At 65.2% G+C, this 13,613-nt stretch carries 12 protein-coding genes; 9 read left to right on the top strand and 3 right to left on the bottom strand.

All coding sequences use genetic code 11. The features are described 5' to 3' along the window. Nucleotides 1–127: 127 nt before the first annotated feature. From E3T50_RS14080 to E3T50_RS14060, 5 genes are all read left to right on the top strand, one after another. Nucleotides 128–745 carry a DivIVA domain-containing protein gene (locus E3T50_RS14080; protein WP_166784313.1) on the top strand — a complete coding sequence of 206 codons (618 nt, stop codon included), beginning with the start codon at nucleotides 128–130 and terminating at the stop codon, nucleotides 743–745. Next, nucleotides 735–1,364, top strand: a complete 630-nt coding sequence (lspA, locus tag E3T50_RS14075) for a signal peptidase II (RefSeq protein ID WP_241990935.1) — start codon at nucleotides 735–737, stop codon at nucleotides 1,362–1,364. Before E3T50_RS14080 ends, lspA begins: the two co-directional genes overlap by 11 nt. Beyond that, complete coding sequence (locus E3T50_RS14070; RefSeq protein ID WP_241990934.1) at nucleotides 1,361–2,311, top strand: RluA family pseudouridine synthase; 951 nt, start codon at nucleotides 1,361–1,363, stop codon at nucleotides 2,309–2,311. The genes lspA and E3T50_RS14070 overlap by 4 nt, the downstream gene beginning before the upstream one ends. A 111-nt stretch (nucleotides 2,312–2,422) precedes the next feature. After that, on the top strand, nucleotides 2,423–5,890 hold the full coding sequence (gene dnaE, locus E3T50_RS14065; RefSeq protein WP_241990960.1) for a DNA polymerase III subunit alpha: 3,468 nt from the start codon (nucleotides 2,423–2,425) through the stop codon (nucleotides 5,888–5,890). A gap of 212 nt (nucleotides 5,891–6,102) precedes the next feature. Continuing rightward, nucleotides 6,103–6,885, top strand: coding sequence for a lysophospholipid acyltransferase family protein (locus E3T50_RS14060; protein ID WP_134552737.1), 783 nt, complete (start codon nucleotides 6,103–6,105; stop codon nucleotides 6,883–6,885). Between the two features lie 139 nt (nucleotides 6,886–7,024). Here E3T50_RS14060 and E3T50_RS14055 read toward each other — a convergent pair whose 3' ends face one another. Next, nucleotides 7,025–7,873: an alpha/beta fold hydrolase gene (locus tag E3T50_RS14055; protein WP_134552735.1), complete on the bottom strand. Its 849-nt coding sequence runs from the start codon at nucleotides 7,871–7,873 to the stop codon at nucleotides 7,025–7,027. Between the two features lie 203 nt (nucleotides 7,874–8,076). After that, entirely contained in the window at nucleotides 8,077–8,598 is a 522-nt protein-coding gene (locus tag E3T50_RS14050; protein ID WP_370289238.1) for a flavin reductase family protein, read from the bottom strand. Between the two features lie 130 nt (nucleotides 8,599–8,728). On the opposite strand from E3T50_RS14050, the gene hisD reads away from it, so the two are divergent. From hisD to E3T50_RS14035, 3 genes are read left to right on the top strand one after another with little or no spacing between them, the layout of a single operon-like run. Next, the gene (hisD, locus tag E3T50_RS14045) at nucleotides 8,729–10,057 is read left to right on the top strand and encodes a histidinol dehydrogenase (RefSeq protein WP_134552733.1); all 1,329 of its coding nucleotides are present in this window, start codon (nucleotides 8,729–8,731) and stop codon (nucleotides 10,055–10,057) included. A gap of 12 nt (nucleotides 10,058–10,069) precedes the next feature. After that, entirely contained in the window at nucleotides 10,070–10,600 is a 531-nt protein-coding gene (nrdR, locus tag E3T50_RS14040; protein WP_134462937.1) for a transcriptional regulator NrdR, read from the top strand. 6 nt (nucleotides 10,601–10,606) lie between these two features. After that, complete coding sequence (locus E3T50_RS14035) at nucleotides 10,607–11,644, top strand: quinone-dependent dihydroorotate dehydrogenase (protein WP_134552731.1); 1,038 nt, start codon at nucleotides 10,607–10,609, stop codon at nucleotides 11,642–11,644. Between the two features lie 27 nt (nucleotides 11,645–11,671). Here E3T50_RS14035 and E3T50_RS14030 read toward each other — a convergent pair whose 3' ends face one another. After that, nucleotides 11,672–12,694, bottom strand: coding sequence for an App1 family protein (locus E3T50_RS14030; RefSeq protein WP_134553053.1), 1,023 nt, complete (start codon nucleotides 12,692–12,694; stop codon nucleotides 11,672–11,674). Nucleotides 12,695–12,841: 147 nt separating this feature from the next. Between E3T50_RS14030 and E3T50_RS14025 the strand changes: the two genes are divergently transcribed. Beyond that, nucleotides 12,842–13,519 carry a TetR/AcrR family transcriptional regulator gene (locus E3T50_RS14025; RefSeq protein ID WP_134462933.1) on the top strand — a complete coding sequence of 226 codons (678 nt, stop codon included), beginning with the start codon at nucleotides 12,842–12,844 and terminating at the stop codon, nucleotides 13,517–13,519. Nucleotides 13,520–13,613: the final 94 nt, after the last annotated feature.

Raw genomic sequence — 13,613 nt, 5'->3', positions numbered from 1 at the left:
GATGGCTGGTTCGCCGCGAGCCCGTACTCGCTCGTTGGCCGCCCGTAGTCAATCCAACACTTGGGCGATACTCGTCTCAAGTCAGTCAAATGTTCATAACACACACAAGTTTTGAGGGTGGAAAGCCATGGCGCTAACTCCGGAAGATGTAGTCAACAAAAGGTTTCAGTCGACCAAGTTCCGCGAGGGATACGACCAGGACGAGGTCGATGACTTTCTCGACGAGGTCGTCGTCGAACTGCGTCGCCTGACCAAGGAGAACGAGGAACTGCGCGGCCAGGTCGGCTCCGATGCTGCCCCGGCAGTCGAGTCCGCTCCGGTCGCCGCCGCGGTTGCCGAGCCGGTTGCAGTGGTCGAACCCGTCGTGGCCGCTCCGGTTGCTGCTGTCGCCGCCGCGCCGATCGACGAGACCGCCGGCACGACCAATCTGCTGCAGCTGGCTCGCCGCCTGCATGAAGAGCACGTCAAGGAAGGCGCCGAGAAGCGCGACGCGCTGATCGCCGAAGGCCATGCCACCGCGGCACGCGTCATCGCCGAAGCCGAGACCCAGCAGCGCGTCCAGCTGCAGAAGCTCGACCTGGAACGTTCCACCCTCGAAGGCAAGATCGACGAGCTGCGCACGTTCGAGCGGGAGTACCGCCTCAAGCTGAAGAGCTACATCGAGGGCCAGCTCCACGACCTCGACGCGAGCTCGGTTGACGCCGGGAACGCGCCGAAGCCCAGCTTCCAGGGCTTTGGAGCCTAGCGCAAGAACGAAGAAGCGTTCGCGAGCGCTCATCGTTCTAGCTCTCGTCGCGCTGGGCGTTTACGCGCTCGATCAATTCAGTAAGTACCTCGTCGTCGTCTCGATGACCGAGGGCTCCGTGGTTCGGGTTCTGAACGATGTGCTGCAATGGCATTTCGTTCGGAACCCGGGCGCGGCTTTTTCGCTCGCGAGCGGATCCACCTGGATCTTCTCGATCATCGCCGCCGCGGTCGTGGTGTTCATCGTCTGGTTCGCCCGGCGCATCCGTTCACTGGCCTGGGGCCTCGTCTTTGGGCTCCTGCTCGGTGGCGTGCTCGGAAACCTGACGGATCGGTTGCTGCGCGAACCCGGCTTCGGGGTGGGGCACGTCGTCGATTTCATCTCAACTCCGTGGCTGCTGCCGGCGATCTACAACGTCGCCGACATAGCCATCGTGACCAGCATGGTTATCTTTATGATTTTGACGATTCGCGGCATCGGCCTGGACGGCAATAAGGCGGAAGCTGTCAGCAAGACCGCCAGCCCGAGCGTGGAGTCACCCCGGCATCAAACGGATGCTGTGAACCCGGGCGTGTCGACCAGCGACCGGCCGACACCCGGGGCCGAGGCCCGGCCGTGACGGGTTCCCTCGACCTGACCAACCCCCCGGAGCGGCGATCGCTTCCCCTTCCGGACGGTTTGGAAGGTGTGCGCGTTGATGCCGGACTGGCCAAGTTGTTCGGATTCTCCCGCAGCTTCGCCGCCGAGGTCTCCGAGGCCGGAGGCGTCGTGCTCGACGGAACCGTCGTGGGCAAATCTGACCGTTTGCGAGCCGGCAGCTGGATCGAAGTCACCTGGCAGCCCAAGCAGCCGGTGCGCATCATTCCCATCGCCGTTCCCGACCTGACCATCGTGCACGACGACGAGAGCATCGTCGTCATCAACAAGCCGGCCGGGGTCGCGGCTCATCCGAGCGTCGGCTGGACTGGTCCAACCGTTCCCGGCGCCCTCGCGGCGGCGGGTTACCGGATCGCGACCTCGGGCGCAGCCGAACGCGCGGGGATCGTGCATCGCCTCGACGTGGGCACGAGCGGCCTCATGGTCGTCGCCAAGTCGGAGACGGCCTACGTCGCGCTGAAGAAAGCGTTCCACGACCGCGAGGTCGAGAAGATCTACCACGCCGTCGTGCAGGGCCATCCCGATCCGCTCACCGGCACCATCGACGCACCCATCGGACGCCACCCGCGGTCGGACTGGAAGTTCGCGGTCATGGCCGACGGCAAGCACTCGATCACCCACTACGAGACCCTGGAGGCTTTTCCGTCCGCCTCGCTGCTCGAGGTGCACCTGGAGACCGGGCGCACCCACCAGATTCGGGTGCACATGCACGCCCAACGGCATCCGTGTGTCGGAGACGCCATGTACGGCGCCGATCCGTCGATCACCGCCCGGCTCGGATTGAAACGCCAGTGGCTGCACGCCAAGCAGCTGGCGTTCACCCACCCGGACAGTCAGGAGTGGGTCAGCTACAACGCCGACTACCCGGCCGATCTCACCCACGCCCTTGCGGTGCTGCGCGGAGACTGACCGCTGCCGACTGTTCCATAACCGTTTCATCAACTCGTCGGAGTCATTGTGAGTAACCCGGAAACCGCCACGGATTCGTTCGTTCACCTGCACGTGCACAGCGAATATTCCATGCTGGACGGTGCTGCCCGGGTGAAACCCCTGATCAAAGCCGCCGTAGAGCAGGGGATGCCGGCGGTGGCGATCACCGACCACGGCAACGTGTTCGGTGCCTTCGACTTCTGGAAGAGCGCGACCGACGCCGGCATCAAGCCGATCATCGGCACCGAGGCCTACATCACCCCCGGCACCGATCGCCGCGACAAGACCCGGGTGCGCTGGGGCACGAGCGGACAAAACCGGGATGACGTCGGTGGCGCCGGGTCGTACACCCACATGACCCTGCTCTCCGAGAACACCGCCGGCATGCACAATCTGTTCCGGCTGTCGTCGAAGGCGAGCCTCGAGGGTTACTACTTCAAACCGCGCATGGACCGCGAGCTGCTCAGCCAGTATTCGACGGGTCTGATCGGCACGACCGGCTGCGTCGGTGGGGAAGTACAGACCCGCTTGCGCCTAGGCCAGTACGAGGAGGCCAAGAAGGCCGCCGGAGATTTTCAGGACATCTTCGGCAAGGAGAACTTCTTCTGCGAAATCATGGATCACGGTATCGACATCGAGCGCCGTACCATGACCGACCTCCTCAAGCTCGCCAAGGAGCTTGATCTGCCCCTGCTGGCCAGCAACGACCTGCACTACACGCACGCCCACGACGCCACCGCCCACGCCGCGCTGCTCTGCGTGCAGTCGGCGTCCACCCTCGACGACCCGAACCGGTTCAAGTTCGACTCCAACGAGTTCTATCTCAAAACCGCCGCGCAAATGCGTCACCTGTTTCGCGACCACCCCGAAGCCTGCGACAACACGTTGCTCATCGCCGAGCGCTGTGAGGTGGAATTCAACACCAATGCCAACTACATGCCCCGCTTTCCCTGCCCGGAAGGTGAGAACGAGGAAAGCTGGTTCATCAAGGAGAACGAGATCGGGCTGGCCAAGCGGTACCCGAAGGGCATCCCCGACGACGTCCGCAAGCGCGCCGACTATGAAGTCGGCATCATCGTGCAGATGGGCTTCCCCGGCTACTTTCTCGTCGTCGCCGACTTCATCATGTGGTCCAAGCAGCAGGGCATCCGCGTCGGCCCTGGCCGTGGCTCCGGCGCCGGCTCGATGGTCGCCTATGCGATGGGCATCACCGACCTCGATCCGCTCGTGCACGGACTCATCTTCGAACGCTTTCTCAACCCCGACCGCGTCTCCATGCCCGACTTCGATGTCGACTTCGACGAGCGTCGTCGCGGTGAGGTCATCAAATATGTCACCGAGAAGTACGGTGAGGAACGCGTTGCCCAGATCGTCACCTACGGCACGATCAAGGCAAAACAGGCCCTGAAAGACGCCTCGCGCGTACTCGGCTTTCCCTTCGGCATGGGGGACAAGCTCACCAAGGCCATGCCGCCGGCCATCATGGGCAAGGACGTGCCGCTGACCGGCATGTTCGACAAGGACCACCCGCGCTACCGGGAAGCTGCCGACTTTCGTGCGGTGATCGAGAGCGATCCCGAAGCGCGCACCGTCTTCGACACCGCCCTGGGCCTGGAGAACCTCAAACGCCAGTGGGGCGTGCACGCCGCCGGCGTCATCATGTCGAGTGACCCTCTGATCGACATTATTCCGATCATGAAGCGTGAAGCGGATGGTCAGGTCGTCACGCAATTCGACTACCCGGCTTCCGAAGCCCTCGGACTGATCAAGATGGACTTCCTGGGGCTGCGCAACCTCACCATCATCGATGACACCCTCGACAACATCGCGGTGAACCGTGGCCACCGCCCCGTGCTCGAAGACCTCGGGCTCGAAGACCCCGCCGCCTACGAACTGCTCGCGCGCGGTGACACCCTCGGTGTCTTCCAGCTCGACGGCGGTCCGATGCGGGCACTGCTGCGGCTCATGAAGCCCGACAACTTCGAAGACATCTCGGCCGTCATCGCCCTGTACCGCCCCGGGCCCATGGGCGCGAACTCGCACACCAACTACGCGCTGCGTAAAACCGGCGTGCAAGAGATCATCCCGATTCATAAAGAGCTTGAGGAGCCGCTTCGAGACGTCATCGGCACGACATACGGCCTGATCGTGTATCAGGAGCAGGTCATGTCGATCGCGCAAAAGCTCGCCGGCTTCTCGCTCGGTGAGGCCGACCTGTTGCGCCGCGCCATGGGTAAGAAGAAGAAGTCCGAACTGGACAAGCAGTTCGAGGGCTTCGCCCAGGGCATGCAGGACCGCGGCTATTCGATGGATGCCGTCACCACGGTCTGGAATATCCTGCTGCCGTTCTCCGACTATGCCTTCAACAAGGCGCACTCGGCCGCCTATGGCGTGCTCTCCTACTGGACCGCCTACCTCAAGGCCGTCTACCCGGCCGAGTACATGGCCGCCCTGCTCACGAGCGTCGGCGACTCCCGCGACAAGCTCGCGCTCTACCTCAATGAATGCCGCCGCATGGGCATTCAGGTGCTGGCCCCCGACGTGAACGAATCCATCGGGTTCTTCGCGGCCGTGGGTACCGACATCCGCTTCGGCCTGGGTGCTGTGCGCAACGTCGGCTTCAACGTGGTCGAGGCCATCCGCGGTGCCCGCGAGGAAAAAGGCCGCTTCGAGTCGTTCCACGATTTTCTGCGCAAGGTGCCGCTGCCGGTCGCCAACAAGCGCACGATCGAGTCGCTGGTCAAGGCTGGGGCGTTCGATTCGCTCGGCGCGACCCGGCGCGGCATGGTCGAAATACACGAATCGGCCGTCGAGTCGGCCGTCAAGATCAAGCGGGAGGAGAGCAACGGCAATATCGGTTTCGACTTCGACAGCCTGTTTGACGAACCGCAGGACACGGAGCAGGTGCCCGACCGGCCCGAATGGAGCAAGAAGGAGAAGCTCGCCTACGAACGCGACATGCTCGGGCTGTACGTGTCCGACCACCCGCTCGCCGGGCTGGAGATTCCGCTCGCCAAACACGCGAGTACCACGATTGCCGACCTGATCGCGTCGGAATCGACCGAAGACGGTGACACGGTGACCGTGGCGGGACTGATCACGAGCGTGCAGCACCGTATTGCTAAAAAATCGGGCAACCAGTACGGCATGATCCAGGTCGAAGACTTCGGCGGTGAGATCACCGCGATGTTCATGGGCAAGGCGTACCTCGAATTCGCGCCCGAGCTGATCAGCGACGCGGTGGTCGTGGTACGTGGTCGGGTCAGCTTGCGCGACGACGGCATGAACCTGCACGCGTTCAGTGTCTTCCAGCCCGAACTCGGGCAAGGGTCCGACCAGAGTATGGTCTCGATCACGGTGGGGGAGGCCCGCGCGACGACCGACACCGTGAGTACGCTCGGTGAGATTCTTCAGCGTCACGCCGGAGATGCCGAGGTCCGGCTGAAACTGGTCAAGGGTGACCTGGCACGAGTATTCGAGCTGCCACACCGGGTGAAGGTGAGCGCCGACCTGTTCGGTGAGCTCAAGAGCATCCTCGGGCCGAACTGCCTGACCTGATCCCGGGCGTCGGGCGGTCGTTGCATTGTCTGACCTGATTCCGGGCGTCGGGCGGTCGTTGCATTGTCTGACCTGATTCCGGGCGTCGGGCGGTCGTTGCATTGTCTGACCTGATTCCGGGCGTCGGGCGGTCGTTGCACTGTCAGGATGCCTTTCCCTTGTCGCCCCGGTAAGTTCCTCACGTGCCAGCCGGGTGCGCCTAGGCTGGCACCATGCACACGCGAGAGCCGATCTATTCGACCGCTATCGGCGCCGGTCGCGCCCTGTTCGGCCTGCTCCGGGTACGCCAGACCACATCCGGGCTGAATCAGCTGCCGGCCACCGGCGGCGCCGTGCTGGCGATCACCCATTTCGGCTACCTCGATTTCGCCCTGGTCGAGTGGGTCGCCTGGTTGCACAACCGCCGGCACATCCGTTTCATGGCCAAGAAGGGCGCCTTCGACCAGCCGCTGGTCGGGCGTCTGCTGCGCGGCATGAAACATATCTCGGTCGACATGGAGAGCGGCCGTGCGGCCTACGACCAGGCGGTGGCGGCCCTCGGCACCGGTGAGCTGCTCGGCGTGTTTCCCGAGGGCGGCGTCAACGCTTCATTCACCGTGCGTGAGCTGAAAACCGGCGCGGTGCGCATGGCGCTGGCCGCGAACGTGCCGATCATTCCGGTCGTCGTGTGGGGCGGGCATCGGCTGATGACCAAGAACCATCGGTCGACGCTGCGGGAGCGGCTCGGCGTGCCGGTCATCATCCGCTTTGGCGCGTCGTTTTCAATGGATGCCGTTGACCCGGCCGACGATGACGTCGCGGCGGCCACGCTGCAACTGCACGACACCCTGCAGGGACTCGTCGACGCGGTGCAGGCGGAGTATCCGGTTACCGGAGTCGGCCAGTGGTGGCAACCCGCCCATCTCGGCGGAACCGCGCCGACACCGGCCGAGGCCGCGGTCGTCGAGGCTGAACGCCGGCGCCGCAAAGCGGACCGGAAGAAGCTGAGAGCCTAACCCCAGGCCATGGCGTGATCAGTTGCCGCACCCGCACCCGCACCCTTAATCCAGATCGAAATCGTGGGGGGAGCTGGTCAGGAATCGAAAGGACGCGGACGGCGCCGGCGAAGCCGTCGACGAGGGGACCAGACCGCCGCTAGCAGCGGCGCTCGGCCACACGGAGGTGACGGATGAGGGGGGTCGTGAAATCTGCTTGATCGATGGTGAGTAATGTGTGCCCGGCGCCGGGAAGCACCACGAAAGCGGCATCGGGTATCAAACGTGCGACGGCCTCGCCGTGAGCCACCGGAAAAACTGAGTCCATTTCGCCGTGCATCACGAGGGACGGGGCAGACACGGTGCCGAGGTCGCCGCGTCTGGGGTGTAGGAACTCCATGGCAGGAGGATTGGAGATCGTGGCGGCGATATCGTCGGCTCGATCTACGTCGCTGGTGATGAACTGGCGGATCCGATCCTCGTCAAACCGGGGTGATAGGCCATCACAGGCGCGAGTGTCCTCGAGGAGGTAATCGATAGCGGCCACTCTCGAATCGAGATCCTCAGGGAGAACGGGGAAGATACCGGTTCCAGCAGGAAGGCCTGGCGCCCCGGTGGTTGCCCCTATCAATGTCACAGAGCGCAACCGCTCGGGGTGGTCGACAGCCAGAATAGTGGCGATGCCTGATCCCAGGGAGTGGCCGACCACGTGCGTGGAACGCAGACCGAGCGAGTCGCAGATATGCAAGGCATCGGCCGCTAGATCGTGGGTCGAGTAGCCGGGGCGCCCGCGTGGAAAACTCGTCGAACGACCGGTGTCCCGCTGGTCGTAACGGATCACGAAGAACCCAGAGGATGCGATCGCCTCGCAGACCTCGCCCGGCCACCACAACATAGAGGCTGACATCCCGGCGATCAGAAGCACGGGAGGGTCACGTCGCTCTCCGTACATCTCGACGCAGAGCTCGACTTCGTCGAAGGTCACAATGTACGTGCAGAGGGCCGTCATGGGACAACCATACGAACAGTTCGCTTTTTAGGACATCGATGATGGGCCTCCTTGGTGGGCATCCCGCTCAGCCACGATCTCCTCCGTTCACATCATCGTTGATGAAGTTCGGCCCTTCGAGGCGGGGCGTGCCACAGAGTTTGCGGGTCATCTCGACAGGGCACGGGAGCAGCTCCGACCAGGGGCCAGCGCGGAGCGTGGGTCTAGACGGCGGCGCCCGGTACCCGGTAGGTGCGCTCGTGGTAGAGCAGGGCGTCGTCGTCGGGGCCCATGCCGCCGCCCTCGATCTGCACCACCACAACGGCATTATTGTGTACAGAAACCCGTTCGACGATGCGACCGATCATCCAGCTGGTCACGCCGGTGAGCACCGGGAGTCCGTACGGCCCCGGCTGCCAGTGATCTCCCACGAAACGATCCGCGTGGGGACCGGCAAGTTTCTCAGCGACAGCACGATTGTGGGCGCCCAGCATGTGAATGACCACGCGGTCGGCGACAGCGAGCGCGGACCACGAGCTGGCCGATCGGGCCATGTTGAACGTGGCCAGTGGCGGAACCGCGGAGAGCGACGCCAACGAGGTGGCCGTGAAGCCGACCGGGGAGCCGTCGGGCGCGAGCGTCGTGATCGCGGCGACCCCCGCCGCATGACGACGGAACGCGTGTTTGAACGCGGCGAGGTCGTCGGGGGCATTGAGATCGGTGGCCAGCGGCGGGCTGGCAGGCACGGTCATGACGGGCAGAGTAGTCACTGGGGGTTCAACGTTGCTTTGCATACTCAACCAACAATCTGTTTCAGCACCACCCTATTCCCGCGCACTGATTGTTTAGTCGCGTTGACGGATAGGCTGGGTGACGATGATTCAGACTATTGACCTTCGCGGGAGCGAGCCGACACCGGCCGCGCTTCTGGCTTCCGTTCCGCGCGCTCTGACGAGCGTTGCCGTCGCCGCCGATGTCGCGGCCGAGCTGATCGCCGACGTACGCGCGCGCGGCGGGGCGGCCCTGCTCGACCAGGCTGAACGGCTCGACCGGGTGCGCCCGGGCCAGGTGCGGGTTCCGCCGAGCCACATTACCGACGCGGTCGCCGGGCTCGACCCGGCCGTGCGCACGGCCATCACCGAGACCATCCACCGCGTACGCCTGGCCAGCGCCGCTCAGGTGCCGCCGCACGTGACCACCACCATCGAAGCCGGGGCCACCGTCACTCAACGCTGGCAGCCGGTGAACCGGGTCGGTCTCTACGTTCCCGGCGGCAAGGCCGTCTACCCCTCGAGCGTCGTGATGAACGTCGTACCCGCGCAGGTCTCGGGCGTGCGGTCGATCGCCCTGGCCTCGCCGCCGCAGAGCCAGTTCGACGGGCGCGTGCACCCGACCATTCTCGCTGTCGCCGGACTGCTCGGGGTCGATGAGATCTACGCAATGGGCGGGGCAGGGGCCATCGGCGCCCTCGCCTACGGGGTCGAAGACATCGGCCTCGACCCGGTGCAGATCGTCACCGGCCCGGGCAACGTCTACGTCGCCGCGGCCAAGCGACTCATTCGCGGGCAGGCCGGCATCGACTCCGAGGCCGGCCCCACCGACATTCTCGTCATAGCGGATGCCGCCGCCGACCCGCTGCTCGTCGCCGCCGATCTGGTCAGCCAGGCCGAGCACGACGAACTCGCTGCGGCCGTGCTGGTGACCGATTCTCCCGAGCTCGCCGAGGCCGTGGCGGCGCACCTGGCCGTGCTGGCCGCATCCACTACCCACAGCGAGCGGGTGACTGCAGCGCTTCGGGGGCGCCAGTCAGCCATCGTGCTCGTCGACGACCTGCAGGTGGCGGCCGCGTTCAGCAACGCGTTCGGGCCGGAGCACCTCGAGATCCAGACGAGCGATCCAGACGCCGTGCTCGCACAGATCGAGAACGCCGGAGCCATTTTTCTCGGCCCATATTCGCCGGTGAGCCTCGGCGATTACGTTGCCGGATCCAACCACGTACTGCCGACCGGGGGACAGGCCCGGTTCTCGTCGGGCCTTGGCGCCTACACGTTTCTGCGGCCGCAGCAGGTCGTGCGCTACAGCAGGGACGCGCTCGAAGCTGTCGCCGATCACATTGCGGCGCTCTCCCATGCCGAGGCACTGCCGGCGCACGGAGACGCCGTGGCTGCTCGGTTCCAGGCCGCTCGCTTCAGTGCCGACAGCTAAGCTAGTTCCATAATGTTCTGCCCGTTCTGTCGCCACCCCGATTCCCGAGTCGTCGACTCGCGCACGAGCGACGACGGACTGTCGATTCGTCGCCGCCGGCAGTGCCCGGAATGCGGTCGCCGCTTCAGCACCACCGAGACGGCCAGCCTGAACATCATCAAGCGCAGCGGCGTGGTCGAACAGTTCAGCCGCGAGAAGATTGTCTCCGGCGTGCGCAAGGCCTGCCAGGGCCGACCCGTCACCGACTCCGACCTCGCCATGCTGGCCCAGAAGGTTGAGGAGACCATCCGCCAGACCGGTGCCTCCCAGGTCGACGCCAACGACGTCGGACTGGCCATCCTGCCCCCGCTGCGGGACCTCGATGAGGTGGCGTATCTGCGGTTCGCGAGCGTCTACCAGGGCTTCGACTCGCTCGACGATTTCGAGGTCGCCATCACGCAGCTGCGCCGCGAGCACTCGGCCCGGTCAAAAGTTCGCGGCGCCGCAGCGGATGCCGGCGACGCGCCGATCGGCACCGCCCCCGCCAGCTCCACCAAACCGTAGGGTTCGATGTATCCGCTCTTGTTCAAATACGTGCTCACCCGGATGGATCCCGAGCGCGCACACCACTTCGCCTTCACCGTCATTCGGCTACTGCCATCCTGGGGGATCGGGCGTCTGGTGCACCGATTCACTCGTCCGCGTACTGACCTGGGCGTGAACACCCTGGGGCTGCACTTTTCGTCCCCGTTCGGCGTCGCCGCCGGTTTCGACAAGGACGGCGAGGCCGTGCTCGGCCTCGGCCAGCTCGGGTTCGGACACGTCGAGGTCGGCACGCTCACCGCCGTCGCCCAACCGGGTAACCCCTCCCCACGCCTGTTTCGGCTCGTCGCCGACCGCGCGGTCATCAATCGTATGGGCTTCAATAACCATGGCGCTGCCGCGGCCGTCGCCAGACTGACCCGGGTGCGTGCCGCGGCCGGGCGCCCCGTACTCGGGATCAACATCGGCAAGAGCCGCGTGACAGCCGTCGAGGACGCGACGGCCGACTATCTGCGAAGCGCTGAGACCCTCGCCGCCCTCGCCGACTATCTCGTGGTCAACGTGAGCTCACCCAACACGCCGGGATTGCGCGGACTCCAGGAACTCGACCAGCTCGCCCCGCTGCTGACCGCGGTCAAGCGTGCCGCCGGCGCCACTCCACTGCTCGTCAAGATCGCCCCCGACCTCGACGATGCCGAAGTCGCGCGTATCGCCACTCTCGCCGTCGAGCTCGGCCTCGATGGCATCATCGCCACCAACACCACCATCTCCCGCACCGGTTTGCGAACGGATGCCGCCACCATCGCCGCCGCCGGAGCCGGCGGCCTGTCCGGCGCCCCGCTGCACGCCCGGTCCCTGGCGATCCTGCAGCTTATTCGCGCCGTTGTGCCGCCCGAATTTTGTGTCATCTCGGTCGGTGGGGTGGACACGGCCGCCCAGGTGGCCGAGCGCCTCACTGCCGGCGCCACCCTGGTACAGGGCTACACGGCGTTCCTCTATCGCGGTCCGCTCTGGGCCCGCCAGATCAACCGTGGGCTCGACCGCATCCTGGCACCGGCCAGTTAGCCCCGCTGTCCGAGCCCGTCAGCGGGGCTACAACAGCCCGTGCTCGGCGAGTTGGTTGGCGAGGCTCGATCCGTCGGGACCGTAGACCCAGGGGGCGGCGGTGCCGCCCTCGATTAAGACGGCGTCTCGCGAACGCCCACCGGCGAGCACTGCTTCGCTCGGAGAGAGCTGACGGATGGCCACGGCCGCGACGCTGTTCGGATAGTCGCGCTGAAAGTCGCTATAGATGGCCTCGTCGTGCTGGCCATCGTCGCCGATCAAGATCCAGCGCATGTGCGGAAACTGTTCGGCGAGCCGACGCAGGTTCTCTCGTTTGTGCGCACTGCCACTGCGGAACCAGCGGTCGTGGGTGGGCCCCCAGTCGGTCAGCAGCAGTGCCCCCGCCGGGTAGAGGTTGCGTGATAGAAAGCGCGACAGCGTGGGAGCCACGTTCCAGGCCCCGGTGGAGAGGTAGATGACCGGAGCGCCGGGGGTGAACGACGCCAATCGTTCCAGGAACACGGCCATTCCGGGGGTCGGGACCCTGGCGTGCTCGTCGAGCACGAACGTGTTCCAGGCTGCCAGCAGCGGACGGGGGAGAGTGGTGACCATCACGGTGTCGTCGACGTCGGAAACAACGCCGTAGCCGACCGTGGGTGCCACGATGAATAGCGGGGCTTCGACCACCACCGAGAATTCCGTGTGCAGCCGGGCCAGGTGCCAGCCGGCGGTCAGTGACACTGCGACCACGGTATCGACGACCCCTCCGCGATCCGCCTGCACGTGATGCGTCTGACCACCGATCTCAATCGTGACGGTGACATCATTGACGGGCACGCTCGTGAAACTGCGCCAGCCTCGAATGCCGGCGTCACGGCCATCCGCTCGGGGACGCTTTTGGCGTTTCGCGGGCTTGTCTGGTTTGGTCAGGAGAACTCGGCAGAGGATGCGCACCCACGCCGTCGAGCCATACCCGGTGTAGGGAATGACGGTCGGCTGGTAGCCGCGGCGGCGGGCCGAATATTCGCGGCGGTCGTGCAGCCAGTCTTCGATGCGGGCCGCCCGGTGCATGATTCGCACGGGACTGGGCGCGTTCGGCTTTGCGTCTGGGGACTGTGGCACTCCCTCATTCTGCCATGCTTGCTGTGCATCCCCCATCAAGTCTGAGGGAATAGGGTTTTACCCCGTAGGATGGTGGCGTATCTTCAAGGGGGATAAATGCCGCATGGTGGCTTACTAAGTAATGAGACCGGTGCAGCACTCCAGCAGGTGCGCACGGAGCCGATTCAGCAGCGCAGCGCTGCACGTCTGTCCGGTCTGCTCGATGCGGCTGCCGCCGTGGTGGACGAGGTCGGTTTCGACCGCATCACGACCGCGATGGTCGCGGAACGCGCCGGTGCCTCCATCGGAACGGTCTACCGCTACTACCCCGACCGAGTGGCCGTCTTGCATGCCCTGCACGAGCGTGCCGTGGTGCGCTTTCGGCAGCGTGTCGTCGACGAGCTCGGCGCCAGCACCCTCACCTCCTGGTGGGACGCGGTGGACTGTGTTGTCACCGCATTTGTGGGCCTGTACCGCACGGAGCCCGGCTTTCGCATTGTGAATTTCGACGACCGCCACGGCGCTCCGACCGCCGACGCCGTTGCGGATGCTGATTTCTTCGCCCGCCGACTCGCCGATGTGCTCGTGAACGAATTCAATCTGCCGGCCGGCGCGGAACTGATCTTTCGACTCGAAGTCGCCGTCGAGATGGCCGACGCGCTGCTCGCCCGCGCCTTCCACACCGACCCGGTCGGTGACGAGCGCTTTATCACCGAGTGCCGTTTGGTGCTGCGTGACTACCTCGACCGCTTCTACAGCCCGCAGGCACTCCACCTTCTCGCTGCGTTGTCCTAGCATCCACTGAGAGCCGAGCGACCCACCGGGCGCTCGGCTTTTTTGTTGTCTGCGGGCCTGGCCGGTTCGCTTCTGGATGAATCTCGGTGTGTAA

Origin of the sequence: Cryobacterium gelidum (assembly GCF_004403985.1) — a bacterium.
GTDB classification, from domain to species: Bacteria; Actinomycetota; Actinomycetes; order Actinomycetales; family Microbacteriaceae; genus Cryobacterium; species Cryobacterium gelidum.
The sequence above is the reverse complement of the archived record's forward strand: the minus strand, read 5'-3'. Positions and strand labels throughout refer to the sequence as shown.